The sequence below is a fragment of the Mesorhizobium sp. WSM4842 genome (genome assembly GCF_055901575.1).
The window spans coordinates 3,925,925-3,947,231 of record NZ_CM148372.1; the positions used below are offsets into that span (position 1 = coordinate 3,925,925).

Annotated in this window: 19 protein-coding genes; 10 read left to right on the forward strand and 9 right to left on the reverse strand. The window is 63.0% G+C overall.

Features of this window, described 5'->3' with window-relative positions; genetic code table 11:
* Positions 1 to 229: 229 nt before the first annotated feature.
* From AC0NIE_RS18975 to AC0NIE_RS18985, 3 genes are all read left to right on the forward strand, one after another.
* Positions 230 to 1,312, forward strand: coding sequence for a substrate-binding domain-containing protein (locus AC0NIE_RS18975; protein WP_287187388.1), 1,083 nt, complete (start codon positions 230 to 232; stop codon positions 1,310 to 1,312).
* Positions 1,313 to 1,395: 83 nt separating this feature from the next.
* Entirely contained in the window at positions 1,396 to 3,651 is a 2,256-nt protein-coding gene (locus AC0NIE_RS18980; protein ID WP_473486558.1) for an ABC transporter permease, read from the forward strand.
* Positions 3,644 to 4,423, forward strand: coding sequence for an ATP-binding cassette domain-containing protein (locus tag AC0NIE_RS18985; protein WP_473486557.1), 780 nt, complete (start codon positions 3,644 to 3,646; stop codon positions 4,421 to 4,423). Before AC0NIE_RS18980 ends, AC0NIE_RS18985 begins: the two co-directional genes overlap by 8 nt.
* Before the next feature lie 253 nt (positions 4,424 to 4,676).
* On the opposite strand, the gene AC0NIE_RS18990 is transcribed toward AC0NIE_RS18985, so the two are convergent.
* Both AC0NIE_RS18990 and AC0NIE_RS18995 read right to left on the reverse strand, forming a co-directional pair.
* Entirely contained in the window at positions 4,677 to 4,820 is a 144-nt protein-coding gene (locus AC0NIE_RS18990) for a hypothetical protein (RefSeq protein ID WP_473486556.1), read from the reverse strand.
* Positions 4,821 to 4,864: 44 nt separating this feature from the next.
* Entirely contained in the window at positions 4,865 to 6,052 is a 1,188-nt protein-coding gene (locus tag AC0NIE_RS18995; protein ID WP_473486555.1) for an MFS transporter, read from the reverse strand.
* Between the two features lie 97 nt (positions 6,053 to 6,149).
* Between AC0NIE_RS18995 and AC0NIE_RS19000 the strand changes: the two genes are divergently transcribed.
* Positions 6,150 to 7,046: a LysR family transcriptional regulator gene (locus tag AC0NIE_RS19000; RefSeq protein WP_473486554.1), complete on the forward strand. Its 897-nt coding sequence runs from the start codon at positions 6,150 to 6,152 to the stop codon at positions 7,044 to 7,046.
* A gap of 174 nt (positions 7,047 to 7,220) precedes the next feature.
* Here AC0NIE_RS19000 and AC0NIE_RS19005 read toward each other — a convergent pair whose 3' ends face one another.
* The 5 genes from AC0NIE_RS19005 to AC0NIE_RS19025 all read right to left on the reverse strand — a co-directional run bounded on the left by AC0NIE_RS19005 (position 7,221) and on the right by AC0NIE_RS19025 (position 12,225).
* Entirely contained in the window at positions 7,221 to 8,216 is a 996-nt protein-coding gene (locus AC0NIE_RS19005; protein ID WP_473486553.1) for a lipid A biosynthesis lauroyl acyltransferase, read from the reverse strand.
* A 37-nt stretch (positions 8,217 to 8,253) separates the two neighbouring features.
* A complete protein-coding gene (locus AC0NIE_RS19010; RefSeq protein ID WP_473486552.1) occupies positions 8,254 to 9,282 on the reverse strand; it encodes a zinc-binding dehydrogenase in 1,029 nt (342 codons plus the stop codon).
* 144 nt (positions 9,283 to 9,426) lie between these two features.
* Positions 9,427 to 10,698: a beta-ketoacyl-ACP synthase gene (locus AC0NIE_RS19015; RefSeq protein ID WP_473486551.1), complete on the reverse strand. Its 1,272-nt coding sequence runs from the start codon at positions 10,696 to 10,698 to the stop codon at positions 9,427 to 9,429.
* 19 nt (positions 10,699 to 10,717) lie between these two features.
* Positions 10,718 to 11,905: a beta-ketoacyl-ACP synthase gene (locus tag AC0NIE_RS19020; protein WP_473486550.1), complete on the reverse strand. Its 1,188-nt coding sequence runs from the start codon at positions 11,903 to 11,905 to the stop codon at positions 10,718 to 10,720.
* Between the two features lie 38 nt (positions 11,906 to 11,943).
* Positions 11,944 to 12,225 (reverse strand): acyl carrier protein, encoded by a 282-nt coding sequence (locus tag AC0NIE_RS19025; protein WP_095486660.1) that lies wholly within the window; start codon positions 12,223 to 12,225, stop codon positions 11,944 to 11,946.
* Between the two features lie 216 nt (positions 12,226 to 12,441).
* Here AC0NIE_RS19025 and AC0NIE_RS19030 point away from each other — a divergent pair, with 216 nt between their 5' ends.
* Entirely contained in the window at positions 12,442 to 12,696 is a 255-nt protein-coding gene (locus AC0NIE_RS19030) for a hypothetical protein (RefSeq protein WP_473486549.1), read from the forward strand.
* The gene (locus AC0NIE_RS19035) at positions 12,693 to 13,160 is read left to right on the forward strand and encodes a hypothetical protein (RefSeq protein WP_473486548.1); all 468 of its coding nucleotides are present in this window, start codon (positions 12,693 to 12,695) and stop codon (positions 13,158 to 13,160) included. The genes AC0NIE_RS19030 and AC0NIE_RS19035 overlap by 4 nt, the downstream gene beginning before the upstream one ends.
* Before the next feature lie 760 nt (positions 13,161 to 13,920).
* Here the strand turns inward: AC0NIE_RS19035 and AC0NIE_RS19040 are convergent.
* Positions 13,921 to 14,469 carry a histidine phosphatase family protein gene (locus AC0NIE_RS19040; RefSeq protein ID WP_473486547.1) on the reverse strand — a complete coding sequence of 183 codons (549 nt, stop codon included), beginning with the start codon at positions 14,467 to 14,469 and terminating at the stop codon, positions 13,921 to 13,923.
* A 167-nt stretch (positions 14,470 to 14,636) separates the two neighbouring features.
* On the opposite strand from AC0NIE_RS19040, the gene AC0NIE_RS19045 reads away from it, so the two are divergent.
* The 4 genes from AC0NIE_RS19045 to AC0NIE_RS19060 all read left to right on the forward strand — a co-directional run bounded on the left by AC0NIE_RS19045 (position 14,637) and on the right by AC0NIE_RS19060 (position 20,512).
* Entirely contained in the window at positions 14,637 to 15,584 is a 948-nt protein-coding gene (locus tag AC0NIE_RS19045) for an AEC family transporter (RefSeq protein WP_473486546.1), read from the forward strand.
* A 328-nt stretch (positions 15,585 to 15,912) separates the two neighbouring features.
* Positions 15,913 to 17,370: an NAD-dependent succinate-semialdehyde dehydrogenase gene (locus AC0NIE_RS19050; protein ID WP_473486545.1), complete on the forward strand. Its 1,458-nt coding sequence runs from the start codon at positions 15,913 to 15,915 to the stop codon at positions 17,368 to 17,370.
* A gap of 85 nt (positions 17,371 to 17,455) precedes the next feature.
* A complete protein-coding gene (locus AC0NIE_RS19055; protein ID WP_473486544.1) occupies positions 17,456 to 18,487 on the forward strand; it encodes an aldose epimerase family protein in 1,032 nt (343 codons plus the stop codon).
* A 702-nt stretch (positions 18,488 to 19,189) separates the two neighbouring features.
* Positions 19,190 to 20,512 (forward strand): NAD(P)/FAD-dependent oxidoreductase, encoded by a 1,323-nt coding sequence (locus tag AC0NIE_RS19060; RefSeq protein ID WP_473486543.1) that lies wholly within the window; start codon positions 19,190 to 19,192, stop codon positions 20,510 to 20,512.
* Positions 20,513 to 20,595: 83 nt separating this feature from the next.
* Here AC0NIE_RS19060 and AC0NIE_RS19065 read toward each other — a convergent pair whose 3' ends face one another.
* Entirely contained in the window at positions 20,596 to 21,267 is a 672-nt protein-coding gene (locus AC0NIE_RS19065; protein ID WP_473486542.1) for a GntR family transcriptional regulator, read from the reverse strand.
* Between the last annotated feature and the right edge of the window lie 40 nt (positions 21,268 to 21,307).

The following is a 21,307-nucleotide window of genomic DNA, read 5'->3' on the forward strand; positions in this document are numbered from 1 at the left end:
GTTTGTGAAACTTTATTCTTGGTGCTCTCTGTGTCGCTCCCTTTTGAAATGCGGCCCAGGTAGGGATCATAATACACCAAGTCTCCTCGTCTGTCTGACACCGCGTCGCGCTAGCACTATTTACGTGGGCAGGCTTTGGGCAGAATATACGGGGTGGGAGGAAGCATTCGGAATCCTGAATAAATGCGCCCGAACGGCTTCCGACCGTTGGTTGCAAGGGAGGAAAATCATGAAACGTATTTTCTCGCTCGCGGCGTGTGCCGCGGCATTATCGCTCGGCGTATCGAACGCCTACGCACAATCGGGCGGCGTCGATAAGGCGGTCGGCGGCTACAGCTTCGAAGAAGCCGCAAAGGAGGCCCCCGGTACCAAGGACTTCCATTCGGCCGATGGTCACCTCACTTTCGCTATCGTGACACACACTGCCGGCAATGGCTTCTTCGATCCGGTCTACGTCGGCGCGACCGTCGCCGGCAACCTGATCGGCGCCAAGGTCCTGCTGCTCGGCTCGGAATCGCCGACCGACGACCCTGCCCGCGAGATCGAAATCCTGAACCAGATCGTGCAGGATCCGACGATCGACGGGCTGATCATGACAACGCCCCAGGTCGGCGCCTATAACGACATCGTCAAGGCCGCCGAGGCGAAGGGCATACCGGTCGCTACGACCAATTCCTTTGACGGCACGATCCTCAACCGCAGCGGCATCGGCCACACTGGCCAGGACGCCTCCGCTGCCGCAATCGCCGGCGAGGCGCTCGTCAAGTGCCTCGCGGACAAGGGTATCGAGAAGGGTTCGATCGTCCTGCCGTCGTCGACCGCAATGGGCAACATCGAGGTGAACAATCGCGTCACTTCGGCTTTCAACGCCATCGTCAAGGGCTTGAGGGATGCCGGCAAGCTTGATGCCTTCAAGGTCGACGCGGGTCCGGAGAACACCGGTATAGACACCAATCCGAATGATCCGGTGAACGGCATCGTGACGCTGTTCGAATCGCGCGGCGATGTCGTTGGCGCGTTCGCCGGCAACAACGTGTTCACGCCGGCGCTTGCCAAGGCCGTCGCTCAGACCGGAATGACCGGCAAGATCTGCGCCTACGGTTTCGACCTGGGCCCGGCCCAGCAGGATGCGATGAAGAGCGGCGATCTGACCGGCGCGCTCGGGCAGCAGCCCTTCTTGCAGGGCTTCTGGCCGGTCATGCAACTCTATCTGGAGATCGATCGCGGCATCGCGGCGGCCAACCTCGACACACGCGCCCAACTGGTGACGAAGGAGACCGTCGAGGACGTCGGCAAGCGCTTCGAGAACTGAGTCCACTCGGAACGTCTGAAATCATTGCGGGAGGGCGCAGGCTCTCCCGCAATGCGGCAGCAGGAAATCGACCAGAAGAGACCATGGCGCTTACCGCGACCACATCGCTCGGCCGTGCGCCGTCCCAGATTGTCGGCGGCTGGGAGGTGGGGCTCGTTGCCTTGCTTTTGCTGCTCTATCTCGGCGGCGCTCTCGTCAATCCCGCGTTCTTCGGGTCAACAGGAGCGTTTCACTCGCTGCTCCGCGACACCTCGCGGGTTGCCATCATCGCGGTCGGAGTGACCTTCGTCATCGTCAACAAGGACCTCGATCTTTCGGTCGGTTCAACTTACGGCCTAGTCGCCGTCGTCTTTGCCAGGCTGTTCGCGCCGAACTTCCTTGACCTCGGCGTCGTCACGTCGGCGATCCTCTGCCTGCTGCTCGGCACGCTTATCGGGCTGATCAACGGCGTGCTCGTCACCATCCTCAAGGTGCCGGCGTTCATCGCCACGCTGACCGTCCTCTTCATCGGCCGCGGCTTCGTGCTGGCGCTCACTCACGGCCAGGCGATCTACTACCCTGCCAAGGCGACCGGCTATCCGGGTTTTTTTCACCTCGGCGAGACCAACCTCCTCGGCTTCAACAACCAGATCGTGATCTTCCTCGTTGTCGCCGTGATCGGCGCCTATGTGCTTGCCAAGACGCGCTGGGGCTACGAGACCTTCGCCACCGGCGGCAACGAGCAGGCGGCGTCCTATGCCGGCATCCCGACCAACTGGGTGCGCATCCGAGCCTTCCTGATCTCCTCGCTCTGCGCGGCGCTGGCCGGTTTGATGTCAGCTGCCCAGGACAAGGGCGTGACGCCCCTCTACGGCGTCAGCGGTGAGCTGACCGTCATTGCCGCCGTGATCATCGGCGGCGCCTCGATCCTCGGCGGCCGCGGCCGGGTCGCCGGATCCTGCCTTGGCGCCCTGCTGGTGGTGCTGCTCGACAAGGTATTGCGCGAGGGCTGGCCGATCACGCGCATCATCAAGATCGGCGACGAGGAGATCACGGTCAATGCCGTTTTCTCGCTACCGGTCGGCGCGGTGCCGGTGTTCCTCGGGCTGCTGCTCGTCGTCGCGGTGCTCATCGAGCCCTATCTCATCCGCCGCCAGGTGGCAGGGCGCCTCTGGGCCTGGCTCCGCGACCGGCCGCCGCCACCGGCCTACGAGATCGGCGGCATCGCGATCGAGGGGGTGCAGACCAAGGGCGCGATGGCGACCGACATGGCGTTGTCGGCCACCGGGTTCGGCAAGTTCCTCGCCCGGCGCGACGCGCTCGCCATCATCCTGACCGCGCTCCTGTGGCTGACCGGCCTCGCGCTGCGGCCGGACTACTGGTGGAACCTGTCCAACAGCTTCGCGATCTTGCTCAACTACACCGAGCTTGCGCTGATCACCATCGGACTCACCTACGTCATCGCCGCCGGCGATATCGATCTCTCCGTCGGGGCGGTGCTCGCTCTCGCCGGCAGCACCGCCGCCTATTTCCTCAAGGTCCTCGGCGCCGACCCCGTGACCGCCGTGGCAATGGGCCTGCTCGCGGGCATGTGCGCCGGCCTCGTCAACGCGATCGTCACCGTCGGCTTCAAGCTGCCGGCCTTCATCGCCACGCTCGGCATGTTCTACATCGCCCGCGGCCTCGCCGCCTGGTTCGTCGCCGGGCAGCAGCTCACCGGCTGGCCCGAGGGCTACAACCTGCTTGGCCGCAAGGTGAACGATATCCTGCTGCACTACCGCATCTCGCTGCCGGACGGGCTGCTGCGCTCGATCGCCGAGGTGGTGAGCGTCCAGACCATCTGGATGCTGTTGGTCGCCCTCATTGCCGGCGTCGTGCTCGCCTACATGCCGTTCGGGCAGAAGGTCTATGCGACCGGCGGCAACATTCGCGCCGCCGCTTATGCCGGGATCAACACCAACCGGGTGCGGTTCTTCGCGCTCATGCTGGCGGCGCTCTGCGCGACAATGGCCGGGATCATCAACGTCGCCTACTTCCGCAGCTTCAACCCGGTAGCCGGCCAGTTCCGCGAGCTCGACGCCATCGCTTCGGTGATCATCGGCGGCGGTTCGATCTTCGGCGGCTACGGCACCGTGATCGGGGCGCTCGCCGGGGCGGCGGTGATCACCCTGATCCGGGCGCTGCTGCAGCTCAACGTCCAGGGCTTTACCATGCCGCAGCACTGGATCAACGTCTTCATCGGTGGCATCCTGATCGTGGCGGTGCTGATCGACATCTGGGTGCGCCAGGCCAACATCTTTGGCCGCCTGCGGGCGCGCCTCGCGCGGCGCACAAAAACGGCGGAGACCACCCATGCGTGACCCGACCACGCCTGCACCGATCGTAGAAATGCGGGGCATCGAAAAAGCCTTCGGTGCGGTGCAGGCGCTCCGCAACGTCGACCTCGTGCTCTATCCCGGCGAGATCCTGGGCCTCGTCGGCGACAACTCGGCCGGCAAGTCGACGCTGATGAAGATCCTGACCGGCGCCTACCAGCGCGACGCCGGCGAGGTCTTCGTCGCCGGGCAGCCGGTGCACTTCAAGAGCCCGCACGAAAGCCGCGACGCCGGCATCGAGATGATCTACCAGGATTTCGCTCTTTGCGGGAATATGGATGTCGGTCAGAACATCTTTCTTGGCCGTTGGCCGCGCAGGGGCCTTTTCGTCAATCGGCGGAAAATGTACGCGGAAGCCGACAGTGTGCTGAAGCGGCTCAAGGTCGACGTGAACTCCGTCTATCAAAAGGTCGAGAGCCTTTCGGGCGGCCGCCAGCAATCGGTGGCGATTGCCCGCGCTATCTCCTTCCAGCCGCGCGTGGTGATCCTCGACGAACCGACCGCCAATCTCTCGGTGATGGCGACCGAGCGGCTGCTCGAAACCATGCTGGAACTGAAGAAGCAGGGCGTTGCCCAGATCATCATCTCCCACCGCCTCGTTGACATCTTCGCTGTGGGCGACCGCGTGATGGTGCTGAAGCGCGGTGAGAACGTCGGCGATCGCTACATCAAAAACACCGACGAGCATGAGGTCCTGGAGATCATCGTCTCCGGCACGCGAGAGCATGCACTTTCGGCCGATGAGGCAAGGCTTTGACCGATCAGGATCACTTTTCTCCTGGCGTCGCAGAAATGCGGCTAAACGCGGTGGAGAGTGGGCATTTACGGAGCCGTGTCACGAAACCTGTCTCACGCCATGCTGACCAAGCAGCGAGATCATCCATCCGCTAGACCGTGCGCTCCTTCGAAGCGGTGGAGAGTGGGCCCCGCGTTCGCGGGGCGATGCGATCGCGCTCGTAAGTGACGCGCCAGCCTTCCTCGGGATCGACCGGGATGATCACCAGCTGATCTCAGGTGACCTCGAACACCCGCTCCAATTCCTGTCCGATGAGATCGCGCACCAGGGACGACTCAACAGTGATTGTGAAGGTGCTTTTCTCCTCATCGATCGCGACCGGACCATAATAGGCGAGATGTGGCGATACCGTCGTCATGGCTGCGCCTCGCACGTGATGAGCTCCTAGGGCGTTAGTTGGGACTATGCGCGAGGGCTGGCGGCTGCGGCGAGCAGGGCTGAGCCCGCCAGCAGGGCCGCGGCGAGCAGGAAGGCGCTCCACCAGCCGGTAATGTCGAACAGCATGCCGCCCGCGCAAGCGCCGCCGGCGATGGCGAACTGGATCAATGCGACCTGCAGCCCGCCTCCAGCTTCGAGGTCGTCGGGAATGATCTGAGCCATCCATGTACCCCACGCCGCCGGAATCGGGGTGTTGAACAGCCCCCAAAGAACCAGAAGCGCAGCCGTGGCCCAAAGGACCGGTCCCGCTGCGATCAGGAGCAGGGCGAGGAGCGCAAGCGCGCTCGGCAGCCCGACCAGCACGGCGGTGAGGTTCCGCCGGAGAACGAAGCCGGCGATGAACAGCCCGGCCAAGCCGCCCAACCCCAGGCCAAGGAGCACCACCGACAGGACGTTCACGTCGAGGCCCGTGACACTTTCGAGGAAAGGACGCAGATAAATCGAGAGCGAATTCATTCCGATGAAGGCGAGCCCAGTTGCGGCCATGCCGATGGTGAATATCCGATTGCGCAGCAGACGGAACATGCTGGATACCGAAACGGCTTCCATCGGCGGCATCTTCGGCAGAACGGCGAACTGCCAGATGAGCGCCGCGAGGCCGATTGGGACTGTGACGAAGAAGGTGCCCCGCCACCCGATCAGTTCGCCGAGGAAGCTGCCGAGCGGCGCGGCGATGACGATCGCGAATGCTGTCCCGCCCTGCAGCAGGGCGATGGCTTTGGGCAGGTCGGAACCTGAGGCCAGGCGCGCCAAAATGGCCGTGGAGAGCGACCAGAAGCCGCCGACCGCGATCCCGACCAGGGCCCGTCCGGCCAGAAAAACGAAGAAGTTGGGAGCGAGGGCAACAGCCAAACTCGATGCGACCAGCACTGCTGTGTAAAGCAGGACGACCGTTCTCCGGTCGAGCTCGGCCAGGAGCGAGTTGCCGAACAGACTGGTGATCACGGCAAAGAGCCCCGACACGGCGATCGCCTGTCCGGCTTGGCCTTCCGAGATGGCCAGGTCCTGCGCAATCGGAGTCAACAGGCTCACCGGCATGAACTCCAAGCCGACCAGGAGAAAGGTCAAAAGCGAGAGGCAGGTGACCGCAGCCCATGGAGTCGCCGCCCTTTCGGCCGAAGGGATGTCATCCAGTGTCAGTTCGATGGCCATGCCGTACGCTCCTGTCCGTTTGCCAGACTAGGTAGCCAGACTGGTCTTGTCCGACTAGCAGCTATAATCTGCATGTCGTAGTGAATGGAGCTCACCAATGCCCCGCGACGAGTTCAGTGAGATGCGAGCGTTTCTTGAGGTCGCTCGGGAGCGGAGCTTTACGCGAGCGGCCGCCAAGTTGGGCGTCACCCGATCGGCCCTCAGTCATACGATCAGGGCAATGGAGGAGCGGCTTGGCGTCCGTCTCCTCTCTCGCACGACCCGCGATGTGGCGCCCACGGCGGCCGGAGAACGCCTCGTCGAAAGCATCGAGCCGCATTTCGAGAGCATTGCCGCCGGGTTCAGCGCGATCAGCGCGCTGCGCGGCAAACCCTCGGGCCAGGTCCGCATCGTGTGCCCCGATGATGCCGTTAACCTCGTCTTTCGCCCCAGGCTGCCAGCCTTCCTACGAGATTGCCCGGACATCAACGTGGAGCTCATTGTCGACAACGGCTTCACCAACATCGTCGACCGTCAATTCGATGCCGGTGTTCGACTTGGCGAGGCAATCGCCCGCGACATGGTGGCGGTTCGGATTGGTCCTGATGTCGGCTATTCCGTCGTCGGCTCACCCGATTATTTCGCTCGTCGGGCCGCGCCGAAGAGCCCTCAGGCCTTGACCGACCACAACTGCATCAATCTGCGGCTTCCCACCTCAGGCGCATTATATGCCTGGGAATTCAGGAAGAACGGACGCGAATTCAGCGTCCGTGTGGACGGCCAGCTGACTTTGAACAATATCGCGCCGGCGCTTGACGCGGCGCTCGACGGCATCGGTTTGGCCTATGCACCGAAGGATCTTGTTCAATCATATGTCGACAGTGGTCAGCTCCAGGAAGTCCTTGCCGACTGGTGTCCGACCTTCCAGGGATATCATCTCTACTACCCGAGCCGGCGCAATCAATCGCCCGCCTTTGGCGCCTTTGTCGCGGCTTTCCGGTACCAATCTCGATAGACCCTCTGGCGGTCGAGCGATCCGACCGAAACAAAAAACCCGCCTCAGTGGGCGGGCGCAGATCAATATTGTGTTTAAATTTTTAGCATAACTGCCGTCACCTGTCAAGCCGAGACTACCCACGGTTGCAGGGCAATCGATTCGCGCTTGCGCTGCCTCCCATTGTCCTGCCGCTCAGGCGGCTTCGCCGCGCTGTCTCGCCCGTTGACGCTTCCTGCGCGGGCCGCTGATCTCCCACCTTTTGTGGAACCACATCCACTGGCCGGGATCCTCGCGCACCCAGCGCTCGACCACGTCGTTGAGCAGCTGGGTGGTGGCATGGACGTCGACACTGCCGCCGGCGGTGCGCGGCAAGGTCAGTCTGTCCTCGATCTCGAGCCGGAAGCGGTTGCCGGGCAAGCGCACGCAGCGGGCCGGATAGACATCGCAGTCATAGTGCCGCGCCAGGGTGCCCAGAACCCGGTTGCTCTCGCATGGGCGGCCGAAGAATGTCGTTTCGAGCCCGCTCGAGAATTTCTGGTCGACTAGCACGCCGATATTGCCGCCTTTCTCCAGGATTGCCGCCAGCGCGAACGAAGCGCCGGTGGAGGAGGGCAGAAGCGATCCCATGGTCGAGCGGCGAGTCGAGAGGATGTAGTCGGCAAGATAGGGGTTGTTGGGCGGGCGAAACAGCGCTGTGATGTTCATGCCGAAAGTGGCTGCCGCGACCGGAAGCAGTTCGAAATTGCCGAGATGCCCGGTGAAGATGATATGCGGCTTCGGTTCCTCGGCGATATGCACGAAGTGCTCGATCCCCTTGACCTCGATGCGGCCCGGTTTCGTCGCGGCGGGATCGTAGTCGAACAGGGCGTCGAGAAAGATGTATTCCGCGGCGAGCCGAGCCATGTTGCCCCACATGTCGGACGCGATGGCCTGGATCTCGCGGTCGCTCTTTTCCGGATAGGCGTTGCGCAGATTGGCGATGGCGACGTTGTGGCGCCCCACCCACGGGCCAATGCGACGGGCGGCGCGGTCGGCGAAATTGAGCGCGCTGTCGACCGGCAGCAGACGCAGCAGCCAAATTATCGTCATCGCGACGCGCGCAAGCAACCAGTAGTTGAATTGGCGCAGCCGCCTGCCGTGGCGGAACGCCAAGTCCCTGCGGAGCTTCTTGAAGGCGTTGCCGACCATTCCTAGACCATGATGTTTTTAGACAGCAACATCATGGTCAGCCGATGCGCAGGATGATCTTGCCGAACACGTCACGGCCTTCCATGCGCTTCAGCGCGGCGTCGATGCCGTCGAAGCCGACTTCGGTGTCGATGACCGGAGAAACCAGCCCCGCCGCCATTTTCTGCATGGCGTCGGACATATTTTGCATGCGGCAGCCGAAGGAGCCGAGCAGTTTCAATTGCTGCTGGAACAATTGCATCAGATTGATCTGCGTCGACACGCCCGAGGTCGAGCCGCAGGTCACCAGGCGGCCACCGCGTTTCAGGCACAGCATCGAGGCGGCAAAGGTGTCGGCGCCGACATGCTCGAAGACGACGTCGACGCCCTTCTTCTTCGTCAGCTTGCGCACGACGCCTTCGAAACGGTCCTCGCGATAGTTGATGACATGGTCGGCGCCAAGCGCCTTCGCCTTGTCGATCTTGTCGTTCGAGCCGACCGTGGTGATCACGGTGCAGCCCATTTTCTTCGCCAGCTGGATCGCGGCGGAGCCGATACCCGAGCCGCCGGCATGGATGAGGATGGTCTCGCCGGGCTGCAGCCTGGCATTGTCGAACAGCATATGTTCGACCGTACCGAAGGTGACGGGCGCGACGGCCGCCCCAATGTCCGTCGCGCCGGGCGGGGCAGGGACCAGCAGGCGCGCCGGAAGGTTTATCTTCTCTTGCGCAAAGCCGTCGAGATGGAAGCCGTGTACGCCCGAGACATGCTCGCAGAGGTTGTCGCGGCCTTCGCGGCAGGCGCGGCAAAGCCCGCAGGTGCGCGCGCCGTAGATCGACACAAGCTGCCCGTGCACAAGGCTGGAGACGCCGGGGCCGACCGCCTCGACCTCGCCTGAAGCTTCGGCGCCGACGACCAGCGGCAGCTTGCGCTTGGCGAAGGCCATGCCGCGCCAGCCCCAGACGTCGATATGATTGAGCGCCACGGCCTTGATGCGCAGCGTCACTTCGCCCAGCGCAGGCTGCGGCGGAAGCGGCAGGTCCACCGTTTCAAGGCGGCGGTCCTCGATAAGTTGCAATGCGCGCATGGAGCCTGTCGGGTTCTGTTGAGCGGGAAAAGGCTTCGCTTAAAGCGCGTCGCGTTGAAACGGATTCAGCCGACGCGCTTTAAGTCTTTGTTTTTTATGCATGTCGTTGTCCCAAAACCGCTTCGCACTTTTGGGCGACATGCATTAGACCGGTTCCCGCGCCATGACAAGGCAGGTGTTCTGGCCACCGAAGCCGAAGGAGTTCGACAGCACCGTGCCGACCTCGGCGTTGCGCTTCTGGTTCGGCACCACGTCGAGCACGATCGCCGGATCGGGATTGTCGTAATTGATGGTCGGCGGGATGACACTTTCGCGCATGGTCATCAGCGAAAACGCGGCCTCGACGGCGCCGGCGGCTGACAGGGTGTGGCCGATCATCGACTTGTTCGACGAGATCGGCATCGAGCCGATCCGCTCGCCGAACACGGTCGACAGCGACAGATGCTCCATCTTGTCGTTTTCCGGCGTCGAGGTGCCGTGGGCGTTGACATAGTCGATCTCGTCCTCGCCCAAGCCGGCATCGGCGAGGGCGGCGCGAACCGCCGCGATCGCCGGTGAGCCGTCCGGCTTCGAGCGGGTGCGATGGAAATCGTCGGCCTTCTCGCCGCAGCCGCGCAGGATGCCAAGGATGGTCACGCCGCGGGCCAGCGCGGCCTCCAGCGATTCCAGCACAAGCGCGCCCGAGCCCTCGGCCAGCACGAAACCGTCGCGATCCTTGGAGAACGGCTTGGACGCCTTTTCAGGGATGTCGTTGTGCGTGGAGAGCGCGGAAAGCAGCGAGAAACGGATCAGCGCCTCGGCGGTCGCCGAGCCGTCGGCGCCGATCGACAGCGCCCTATCGCATTCGCCGCGGCGGATCGCCTCGACGCCGAGCTGGATCGAGGTGGCGCCCGAGGCGCAGGCCGTCGACAGCGTGATCGGCAGGCCGCGTGTCCCAAAACGGTCGGCGAGCCGGTCGGCGATCGAACCGAATTGGGTGGTCTCGAAGACATCCAGTTCCTTCAAGCCGCGCGCCACGCGAAGCAGCCGTTCGGCGCCGATGTCGTGGTTGTCGGAATTGTAGAGCGAAAAGCGCTCGCTCCAGTCGAGTTCGACCGGCGGCGAGGCGAGGAAAAGCGGCCCGCCGAAATCGCCCGAATCGAGGCCGGCTTCGGCCACGGCTTCCTGCGCGGCGATCTCGGCGAGATCGTAGGTAAGAAGGCTGGCGCCCTTTGAGCTCGACGGCAGGAAATCGACCATGCCGGAGATGCGGGTGTTCAGATGGTCAACCGGAAAGCGGGTGATCGGATGGATGCCGGACGTGCCCGCGGTGAGTGCTGCCCAATTGTCGGCCTTGCCGACGCCCAGCGACGTCACCACGCCGATACCGGTGACGGCGACGATCGGCCTGCCCATGTGATCGTTCAGATTGGCCATATTTTTATCCTGACACCCTCTAGGCGGCGTTGACCAACGCCATGCCCTCGAATTGGTGATAGCCGATCGCCGTTGCAAGGATGGTCTTGGGAACGCCGTTGAACGGCTTCTCGGTGGCGGCATCAAAAGCCGGGTAGGCGGCCTTGCGTTCGACAGCCAGTGCCGCCAGCGCCACGGCGAAGGGAAATTGCGCTTCCTTCATGTGGCCGGTCAGCGTCGAAAAGCCGCGTGCGGCAATCGCCGGATTGGCGTCGAGCGCCGATTTCTCGGCAGCAGTCGCGGCATGGGCACCCGAAGCGCCTGAAATCGCCAGCAACTCGCCGTTCGGCAATGCCGCCTGCCTGAGCAGCGCGGCAATCTCGGCATCGAGTTCGCCCTGCCGGCGTTTGGCGCGTCCGGATATGACGGGGCCGAGTTCGGCATAGATCTTTCGCCCGCGGCTGATCGCATGTTCGCGCTGTTCCAGGACGAGAAACGCACCGCCGGATCCGGTCACCACGCCGCCGCCGTCCAGGCCCTGTCTCTGCCAGACCGGTCTCCAGGGGCCGCGATGCAGGTAGCCGGCCAATTCATAGCCAAGCAGCATGTCGGAATGCTCGGTCTGGAAGGCGCCGCCGACCAGTATATGCGTCGACTGGCCGGAGCGGATGCGCGCGGCGGCCGTCTCGACGGCGGCGACGCCGGCGCCTTCCTCGCCCATGAAGGTGCGCGACGAGCCGGTCACCTTGTGGACGATCGAGATGTTGCCGGCGAGCAGGTTTGAAAGCTGCGCCAGAAACAGCGTCGGCCGCAATTCGGTGGTCAGTTTCTCGTTGAGCAGCACGTCGCGGTCGTTGCGGCTTTCCGAGGCGGCGAGAATATCGGCGTCGACCGCCTCGTCGCGCTCGCCGCCGCCGGCAGCCACCACCATGTCCATGGTCGTGCAGAGTTCGTCATTGCCCTTGATGCCGGCGTCGTCCAGCGCCATGCCGGCGGCGTAGGTGCCGAGCCGCTGCCAGGTTTCCATCTGCCGCTGGTCGCCGCGCTTGGCGATCTGCAGGTTCCAGTCGATCTCCGGCAGCGGGTGGACGGTATAGGGCGAGAAGCGCGCGGCTTCGAGCACCGGTTCCAGGCCGGGCTGGACGAGTTTGCGCCAATGCGCATCCGGGCCTTCTCCCAGCGAAGAGACAAGGCCGATGCCTGATATGACGACGTGGTGGGGGCTCATGGGCGGCTGTTGTGGGTCAGGTTTGAAGGCGAACCAATTCAGGCGTTCTTGGCCGCGACCAGAGCGTCGATCTTGGCGCACAGGTTCTTCATGACGAAGTAATCGTCGGTCGAGGCCTTGCCGTCATTGACCTCTTGCGTCCACTTTTCCAGCGGCACCTTGATGCCGAATTCCTTGTCGATGGCAAAGACGATGTCGAGGAAGTCGAGGCTGTCGATGCCGAGATCGTCGATGGTGTGGCTTTCAGGGGTGATCGTGTCGATATCGATCTCACTGGTGTCGGCGATGATCTTGGCGACTTTGGCGAACGTGGTGGACAACGGCTTTTCCTTCGGTTGCGGGCGGAATCTGTCCGCATGTGTTTGCGCGCTGTCTAATCGGTTTTTCCGGGCAGGAAAAGGCCTGAACGCCGGGCGCAGATGGGATACCCACTTCGTAAACGCAAGAAAGAGCCGTTGGCGACCCTCCCGGCGATATGCCGCAACCACCCCATCTCTGGTCATTGCATGTACCAATGTACCATGGTACATGCATCTATGACCATAGAACGCGTGCAGACCGGGGTGCGCCTAGAAAAACGATTGGTGAAGGTGCTCAAGGCCTTGGCCGAGCATCGCGACATGAGCCTGGGTGACCTCATCGAGGGCATCGTGCTGCATGCCTTCGAAGGCCAGACGCCGTTTTCCCCGACGACCCTGGAAACAATCGGCCAATTGAAGCGCATCTACGGGCTGGAGCTCAGTGCGGCAGACAGCCACCGTTTTTCGGAAACGAGCGGGGAGGACGAGTGACGAACCATCTTGAGCGCACTCATAGCATCGTGCTTTCGGGGCCGGTCGACCGCGTCTTTCCGCTGTTCACGCCGACTGGGGAGACCCTGTGGGTGGACGGCTGGGATCCGGAATTTCTGCATCCACAAGACGGGGAGACGGGCCAGGGCATGGTCTTCAGGACCGCTCACGGTGATGAGACCACGCTCTGGGCCTGCACGGACTGGGACCCCGTGGCGCATCGCATCCGCTATGTCCGGGTGACGCCGGATTCGCGTTTCGGATTTGTCGAGGTGGCCTGCCGCTCGACCGCTGACGGAGGCACGGAGGCGTCGATTGCCTACACTATCACTGCCTTGAGCACGGCAGGAAGATCGTATCTGTCCGAGCTGACGGAGGACGCGTTCGCGCACATGATCGAGGCATGGAAGCTCCGTATCGATGCGTGGCTGCAAGTGCGAAATCTAACGCTAGGTAGCGGGTAGTTAGCCGTCATCCGCATTGGTTGCTGGAACGAGCCAGGTGCGCCAGGACCGGACAATCCGCTATAGAATGCTTTCCCGTGTAGCGAACGCGAACGTCCGTTCAGGGCAGCGGGCGGCGCGACCGAATTTGCCACAGCTGCGCACCTTGCCGATGTCGATCCCGGCAGCGACGCGCAATATTTACCTTAACGTGGGAGAAGTAGAGAGACCGTGGCACGAGGTGCGAAAAAGCAGCGCCAATACAGCTGATTGGTTACGACATAGGTATTCTCGCAGATATGGTATTGGCCGTCTGGGGATTCCTGCACACGGTCCCGTGGGATGTTGAAATTATGCGGCAAGTAAGTGTAACCACCGTCGATCCTGGACTGCACCGAAGACCGAGGTATGGCACGGCAATCAGAACCTCCGCAACACCGGAATTTCGTCTGCGGGTCAACCTTGTCTTCGTACCAATCATGGGCGTTAGCGGCTGTTGCGGCGGCGATATACATTGCCGTGACGATGAATCTTCGCATGGCATTCCTCAAGTATTTGGCAGGCGCTGCTCGTTCGAGCGTCCATGTATATTAGCGTTCCATTAAAAATACCATTAGCCTCCTCCTGACTAACGCAGCTCCAGCAAGCGACGCTCGCAACTGAAAGCCGTCGCGACTGGTGAAAATCTAGCGCTGGTACCCTAAGCGGAATACCGGGTTCGACCCTTCTCCGCCTTCCTTCGGAGAAAATTGAAGGGCAAGCCGTGACCCCAATGCGCTGATTAAAAGGTGACGCGGCCGAGCACGCGCAGGCCGTCGCCTTGCGGCTCGACGATCACGGCTTCGCCTTCGCGCGGCGAGATGCCGGTGAGCGCCATTATGTTTTCCAGATGGGTGACCATGACCAGATTGTCGGAGCCGGAATAGGCGCGAATCTCGTTCACGACCGCAGCGAGCTGGGCGGCTTTCTCGCTCGCGTCGGTCTTCAGCAGGTCAAGCGGGGCGAAGGGCTCGGGCTCTGCTTCGAAAGCGATGCGGGCGGTGTCGCGGCAGCGGCAATAGCGGCTGGACAGCACACGCTCGATCGGCGCCGCCCGGGCGCCGAACAGCGCGCCGATCTTGCGTGCCTGCTGCTTGCCGCGCGTCGAGAGATTGACCTGGGTCGCGCATTTCTCGATGTCGAAATTCGCCGGATCGGTGGTGCCGGTGACCATGGCATGGCGAAGCAGCACCACATGCCCGCCGTCGCGCAACAGCGCCCAGCCGGCTTCAGTCGCTTGGGCCGCGGCGGGAATGACGAGCAGCAATAGAGCCAGCACAGATCGAAGCATCAGGCGTCCTTTTCCGGTCACCGGAGGTGGGTTCCGGTGACCGCATATAGGGACGGCAAAGCCGGCTGAAAAACAAGGCATGACCAAGCCCGGTTGTTGGCGAGGGCAGGCCGCTTCGCAAGGCGGGGCGATTGCGCTGCAATGCCGGCTCGCCTATCAGGAGAAAAATGTCTCCACTCATCGAAACCGTCCTTTTTGTCTTCGGCCTTGTCGCGCTCGGCTATCTGGCCGGGCTCACCGGCTATCTGAAGGCCGAGGCGGGCGAGGCCATCGCCGAATTCGCCGTCGGGGTGGCGATGCCGCTGCTTCTGTTTCGCACCATGGTCAACGCCGATTTCCACGGCACTGCGCCCTGGTTGTTCTGGGGAGCCTATTTCGCGGCGGCCGCAGTCACATGGGCCGCAGGCCATCTGGTGATCACGCGGGTGTTCGGGCGCGACGCGCGTGCGGGGGTCGTTGGCGGTGTGTCGTCGGCTTTTTCCAATCTCGTCCTGCTCGGCATTCCGTTCGTCCTCGGCACATTCGGGCCAAGTGGGTTCGAAGTGCTGTCGCTGCTGATTTCCGTGCATCTGCCGACGATGATCATGGCGTCGATCATCCTGTTTGAAATCTTTGGCCGCGGTGACGAGCATGTGCATCCGCTGCGCATCATCCGGCGCTTCTTTCGAAAGTTGCTCTCCAATCCGCTGATCATCGGCATCCTGGCCGGATGGGTATGGCGTATCACCGGCCTGCCATTGCCGGCGCTGGCCGTCCGGCTGGTCGACGCGCTGGCCAATATCGCCGGACCGGTCGCGCTGTTTGCCATGGGGCTTGGCCTGTGCCGTTTCGGCATCTCCGGCAACGTGCGGCCGGCGCTGGCGCTGTCGGCGCTGAAGCTGATGCTGATGCCGGCCGTCGCGCTCGGCCTGGTCTGGCTGTTCGGCCTGCCGCCGCTGTCAGCGAAGATCGCGGTTGTGGCCGCCGCGCTGCCATCCGGGGTCAATTCCTACCTGATCGCCACGCAGTTCAACACCGGCCAGGCATTGGCATCGAACCAGATGACCATCGCCACCGCCTGCGCGGTCGTCACCACGGCGTTCTGGCTGACTGTGGTGGTCCACGTGTTTAGATAGGCATGTCGATATCTAGGTAATGCCGGCGAACGGCCTGGTACTTCCGGTACTCATTTACCCAAACGTTACGCTCCGTTCCGATTTTCGGAACGCACCCTTCTCGGCGCGGCCTGACCTGAACCTGAACACACCCTCAAGCAACATCAGAAGCGCAACTTGGCCTCGCCTTGCGCTGGCCCAAACCCTATATGCCATCTTGCGATTGATTGCGGGGCTTGCCCTAGGTAAAGAGCAGTGGCTCCAGGCGTGCCGGCATCGATGTCAATGCGCACGCCCACTAAAGAAATCCAGATAGCGGCCCGTCAGTGCGCCGAACGGAGGCTAGACCATGCTTCAGAAAACCAGCCATTTCATGCGCCAGGCCAATCTTATCAATGGCGAGTGGGTGCAGGCCGACAGCGGCCAGACGGTCGACGTCAACAATCCGGCCACCGGCCTCAAGATCGGCACCGTGCCGAAGTCGGGCAAGGTCGAGACGCGCCGCGCCATCGAAGCCGCCGACGCCGCCTTCAAGACATGGCGCAAGACCACCGCGCTCGAGCGTTCGAAGCTGTTGCGCAAGCTGCATGACGCAATGATGGACAATCAGGATGTGCTGGCCGAACTGCTGACCATCGAGCAGGGCAAATCGCTGTTCGAATCGAAGGGCGAGATCGGTTCGGCCGCGTCCTACATCCTGTGGTTCGCCGAAGAAGGCCGCCGCACCTATGGCGATGTCGTGCCGTCGCCCTGGGCGGACCGCCGCATCCTGGTGACCAAGGAGCCGGTTGGCGTCATCGCCGCCATCACGCCGTGGAATTTCCCGTCCTCGATGCTGGCCCGCAAGCTCGGCCCAGCACTTGCCGCCGGCTGCACCGCGGTGGTCAAACCGGCCTCGCAGACGCCCTATTCCGGCCTTGCCTGGGGCGCGCTCGCCGAGGAGGTCGGCTTCCCCAAAGGCGTCATCAACATCCTGACCGGCGCCGCCGGCGAGATCGGCGACGAGATCTGCGCCAACCCGCTGGTCAAGAAGATCACCTTCACCGGCTCGACCGAGGTCGGCAAGATCCTGATCCAGAAGTCGTCCGTCACCGTCAAGAAGGTGTCGATGGAGCTCGGCGGCAACGCCCCGTTCCTCGTCTTCGACGACGCCGACATCGAGCGTGCGGTCGCCGGCGCGATCACCGCCAAATACCGCAATTCCGGCCAGACCTGCGTCTGCACCAACCGCTTCCTGGTTCAGGCCGGCGTCTACCACAAGTTCGTCGAAAAGCTCGCCGCCGCCAGCAACGAGCTGAAGGTCGGTTCCGGCCTCGACGACGGCGTGCAGCAGGGGCCGCTGATCGACGAGAAGGCAGTCGAGAAGGTCGAGGAACTGATCGCCGACGCCACCGCCAAGGGCGGCAAGGTCGTCGCCGGCGGCAAGCGCCATGCGCTCGGCGGTTCGTTCTTCCAGCCGACGGTGATTGCCGACGCGACGCCGAAGATGCGCTTCATGAAGGAAGAGATCTTTGGCCCGGTCGCGCCGGTGTTCAAGTTCGAAACCGAAGAGGAAGCCGTGGCACTTGCCAACGACACCGAGTTCGGCCTCGCCTGCTATTTCTACACCGGCGATCTCGGCCGCGCCTTCCGGGTAATGGAAGGGCTGAAATACGGCATGGTCGGCGTCAATGAAGGCCTCATCACCACGCCTGAGGCACCGTTCGGCGGCGTGAAGGAATCGGGCCTCGGCAAGGAAGGCGGACATCAGGGCATCGAGGACTATCTCGACACCAAATATGTCTGCATCGGCGGCCTCGGCCTCTGATCGGGCAGGGCCTGTTGACTATCAACAGACCCAAGCCGGCCGAAGGCGGCCAGCCGGGATCGATCAACCAACTGGCGTTTCGGACATGGCGATGAAGGACGGCGAGGTTTTTGGCACGACGCAAGCGGGCGAGGCCATCCGCCGCTTCAGCATCCGTGGCGGCGGCCTCACCGCCAACATCATCGGGCTGGGCGCCATCATCCAGGATCTGCGCCTGGCCGGGCACGATGCGCCGCTGGTGCTCGGCTATAGCAGTTTCAAGCCCTATGAAACGGATACCGCCTTCTTCGGCGCCGTCGTCGGACGCTACGCCAACCGCATCCGCGATGGCCGTTTCACCATCGCCGGCCAGCGCTACCAGACCGAGCGCAACTTTCTCGACAAACACACGCTGCATGGCGGCTCGCAAGGTTTTTCGCACCGGCCATGGGAGGTTTCGCTGCATGGCAGGGATTTTGTCACGCTGACGCTGCATGATCCCGACGGCACGATGGGCTTTCCCGGCGCGCTCGACGTGACCTGCACCTACAGGTTGAAAATCCCCGGCACGCTCAGCGTTGAGATGAGTGCGACCTGCGAGGAGCCGACGCTATGCAACCTCACCCAGCATTCCTATTTCAACCTGGATGACGGCGGCGCCGGCGACATCCTCGACCACCGGCTGATGCTGAACGCCGGCGCCTATCTTCCGGTCGATGGCGACCTTATCCCGACCGGCGTCGTGAAGCCGGTCGACGGCACGCCGTTCGATTTCCGCCAGGCGCGGCCGCTGCGCATGGAGAGTGAGGGCAGCCAGCTCCCCTACGACCAGAATTTCTGCCTTGCCCCGACGCGCGGGCCGCTCAAGCTGGCGTCATGGGCGCAAGGTGCGAATTCCGGCGTCGAGATGGAGCTCTGGACCACGGAACCGGGCGTCCAGCTCTATACCGGCCAGTATTTGGCACCGCCTTCGCCGGGACTCGAACGACGTCATTACAAGGCTTATTCGGGCTTCTGCCTGGAACCTCAGGTCTGGCCGGACGCACCGAACCGGCCGTATTTCCCGCAGGCCACGCTATGGCCGGGCCAGATCTACCATCATGTGACGGAATACCGGTTCAGACTGCCTGGCGCCTGACGCCCGGAAGCCAGTACCGGCCTTTTGCTGTGCTGACCTTCGGTTAGTACCGGCGCGGAATGCCGGAGGCCCCTTGGCGGAAGTTCGTTCGCCACCGGCCGAATTCACGCCCATGACCCAAAGCAGACGTACGTCTTCCACGCCGCGAACGGCAGCTTTGCGCCCCATTTCAGACGTTAACGCCTCCTCTTCCAGCGCCTGAAAGCGGACACTTCGGCAGAGCTGCATCAAGGTCCATTTGGGGACGGATAGGCGCCGTATTGCACACGGTCGTGCTAGTTTCGATCATGAGACGAGAAGGAGATGACATCTCGGTATCGTCTGGTCGTGGTGTATCCGAAGCTGGAGCGAGCGCTGACGGGATCGCCGAGGCCGCACTTGAGCCACTGTGGATGACGAGAGGAGCCTGACGGGTCATGCGGGGTTTGCGGTTGAGCGGAGAACCTTCTCCTGAAAGCCTTCGCTCGCAGGCTCAAGACCGACCCTCAGGCGCGATCCAACGGACTCGCGAGCAAGTTGCGCCGCCCTGCGTCGAACTGGAACTCGATCGGGCTTGAGCAGATCTTATCGATCAAGCGATCAAAAAACCGCACATCTGGCGAAGTCCTGGATGGTTTCGGCACATTCTTTCGAGCGCACGATGCGATGAAGGGCTAATCGGAACTTTGCTTCCGCATTCTTGGCCGCCGAGGTTGTTGGAACATGTCGCCCAGAGTCGAACGCATTCACAGCGATGAACGTCTCCCGGCCGAGGTCGACGTCGCTATCGTCGGCGGCGGCATTCTCGGCTCCACGGCCGCCTATTTCCTGGCGAAGCGTGGCCTCTCTGTGGCTCTGCTCGAGAAGGGCCACATCGCCTGCGAGCAATCGAGCCGAAATTGGGGCTGGTGCCGCCAGCAGAACCGCGACCGGCGCGAACTGCCGCTCTCGGTTCTCTCCATGCGGCTGTGGGACGAACTGACGCACGATATCAATCGGGACCTTGGATTTCGACGCTGCGGTCTCGTCTATGCGACCCACGACGAGGCGGTGCTCGCCGGCTGGGAAAGGTGGCGCGAGGTCGCCAGGGAGTACGACGTCGACACCCGCTTGCTCAGCCGGGCTGAGCTGGCCGAGCGTGTCCCCGAAGCGCGCGGCAAATGGGTCGGCGGGACCTATTCGGAACGGGACGGTAAGGCCGAACCTGCGCTTGCCGCGCCGGCTATCGCCGAGGGCGCCAGAGCTCTGGGCGCCACCATCCACCAGGAATGCGCCGCGCGGGCGCTCGACTTGGCTAATGGCAAGATTGCGGGCGTGCACACGGAGAAGGGCTACATCAGAACCAGCGCGGTGCTGTGCGCCGCTGGCGCCTGGTCCTCGCGCTTCCTTAGGCCGCTCGGGATCAGTTTCCCCCAGGCAAGCATCCGGCAGACCGCGCTGCGTTCTACCCCGACAATCAACGTAGGCGAGGCGATCTCCACGCCCTACTGCACGATCACGCGCCGACTGGACGGAAGCTATACGCTTGCGATCAGCGGCAAGGCGAACCTCGAAATCACGCCCCAGGCTATCCGGTATAGCCGGGAATTCATGCCGCAATTCTTGCGTCGCCTGAAGAACGTCAGGCTCGGCATCGGCCAATCGTTCCTTTCGGGGCCGGATTCAATGCCGGCGCTGCTGACCAGCGACGATCGGATCTTCGAACAGAATCGGGTGCTGGACCCTCCGCCCTTGAAATGGCTGATAAGCCAAGTGGTGGAGAGTGTCCGGAAGACCTTCCCCCAACTCGGCGATATACAGATCGATAGTGCTTGGGGCGGCTTCGTCGATTGCACGCCGGACGCAGTGCCTGTGGTGTCGCAGGTGGACGCGGTGGAGGGCCTCGTCCTCGCAGCGGGCTGCTCGGGCCACGGCTTCGGTTTGGGCCCGGGGCTTGGCTATCTGGCCGCAGAGCTTGTCGTAAACGACACGCCCAGCGTCGATCCTACACCGTTCCGCCTGTCGCGTCTGGTTGACGGCTCGAAGCTGGACATCGCCGCCATCTGAAGACCTGCCGGCAGTCAGGCCTAAGGCGCTCCAAGCGAAGCTGGCAGTCATGGCACGCTGGATAAGATCAGCGATGAGGAGCCTCAGCGTAAGCGCGGATCGAGCAGCTTGATCTGAAGATCTTCCCAGTGCTCCTCGAAGGCCTCCCGCGCGGTGTCGAAGTGGCGGCTTTTCAGGCTCTTGACGAGCCGCTCATGCTCCAGCGCCATTTCTTCGGCCGAGCCGTAGAAGGCTTGCCGCTGGACGAGAAGAAGCTCGATCTCGCCTTCAAGGTTCGAATAGGCTCGGTTCAGGCGCACGCTTCCGCTCGCTGCGACGATGGCGCGATGGAAGTCGCGGTCTGCGGCAACCAGCGCCGACTGGTCTGAGGACAGGCTCGAATCATGCATGACCGCAACCGCCTCGAGCGCCTGGGGCGGGATGACCCCGGTCAGCACGATCAACCGAATGGCTTCGCCTTCAATGGCGCCGCGCACCCGTGTGATGTCGACAATATCGTCCGCTCCGAATTCGGGCAGCATGAAGCCTCGGTTCGGTATTTGGCGCAGCAGGCCCTGTGTGACGAGCAACTGGGCCGCCGCGCGGAACGTGTGGCGTGAGGTCGAATGCTCCTCGCACATCCTGGCGTCGCGGAGGAATTGGCCGGGCTGGAAATCCCCCGACAGGATACGGCGGCGCAAGTCCTGCGCCAGAATGTCTACGGCGCTCACGGGGACAGGTTCGGCGTTGGCCTCGAGGTCCTGGACTTGCTTCATGGGCCTGGTCGTTGCTGGTGTCGCGCGTGCGGCTGCGTCA

What these genes read in the sequence shown, in the direction of transcription:
- AC0NIE_RS19040 (WP_473486547.1), bottom strand. Translation starts at nt 14,469, where the DNA reads ATGCTTCGATCTGTGCTGGCTCTATTGCTGCTCGTCATTCCCGCCGCG.
- AC0NIE_RS19010 (WP_473486552.1), bottom strand. Translation starts at nt 9,282, where the DNA reads ATGCGCGCATTGCAACTTATCGAGGACCGCCGCCTTGAAACGGTGGAC.
- AC0NIE_RS18975 (WP_287187388.1), top strand. Translation starts at nt 230, where the DNA reads ATGAAACGTATTTTCTCGCTCGCGGCGTGTGCCGCGGCATTATCGCTC.
- AC0NIE_RS18990 (WP_473486556.1), bottom strand. Translation starts at nt 4,820, where the DNA reads ATGACGACGGTATCGCCACATCTCGCCTATTATGGTCCGGTCGCGATC.
- AC0NIE_RS18980 (WP_473486558.1), top strand. Translation starts at nt 1,396, where the DNA reads ATGGCGCTTACCGCGACCACATCGCTCGGCCGTGCGCCGTCCCAGATT.
- AC0NIE_RS19055 (WP_473486544.1), top strand. Translation starts at nt 17,456, where the DNA reads ATGGCGATGAAGGACGGCGAGGTTTTTGGCACGACGCAAGCGGGCGAG.
- AC0NIE_RS19030 (WP_473486549.1), top strand. Translation starts at nt 12,442, where the DNA reads ATGACCATAGAACGCGTGCAGACCGGGGTGCGCCTAGAAAAACGATTG.
- AC0NIE_RS19060 (WP_473486543.1), top strand. Translation starts at nt 19,190, where the DNA reads ATGTCGCCCAGAGTCGAACGCATTCACAGCGATGAACGTCTCCCGGCC.
- AC0NIE_RS19045 (WP_473486546.1), top strand. Translation starts at nt 14,637, where the DNA reads ATGTCTCCACTCATCGAAACCGTCCTTTTTGTCTTCGGCCTTGTCGCG.
- AC0NIE_RS19050 (WP_473486545.1), top strand. Translation starts at nt 15,913, where the DNA reads ATGCTTCAGAAAACCAGCCATTTCATGCGCCAGGCCAATCTTATCAAT.
- AC0NIE_RS19065 (WP_473486542.1), bottom strand. Translation starts at nt 21,267, where the DNA reads ATGAAGCAAGTCCAGGACCTCGAGGCCAACGCCGAACCTGTCCCCGTG.
- AC0NIE_RS19005 (WP_473486553.1), bottom strand. Translation starts at nt 8,216, where the DNA reads ATGGTCGGCAACGCCTTCAAGAAGCTCCGCAGGGACTTGGCGTTCCGC.
- AC0NIE_RS19015 (WP_473486551.1), bottom strand. Translation starts at nt 10,698, where the DNA reads ATGGCCAATCTGAACGATCACATGGGCAGGCCGATCGTCGCCGTCACC.
- AC0NIE_RS19020 (WP_473486550.1), bottom strand. Translation starts at nt 11,905, where the DNA reads ATGAGCCCCCACCACGTCGTCATATCAGGCATCGGCCTTGTCTCTTCG.
- AC0NIE_RS18995 (WP_473486555.1), bottom strand. Translation starts at nt 6,052, where the DNA reads ATGGCCATCGAACTGACACTGGATGACATCCCTTCGGCCGAAAGGGCG.
- AC0NIE_RS18985 (WP_473486557.1), top strand. Translation starts at nt 3,644, where the DNA reads ATGCGTGACCCGACCACGCCTGCACCGATCGTAGAAATGCGGGGCATC.
- AC0NIE_RS19000 (WP_473486554.1), top strand. Translation starts at nt 6,150, where the DNA reads ATGCCCCGCGACGAGTTCAGTGAGATGCGAGCGTTTCTTGAGGTCGCT.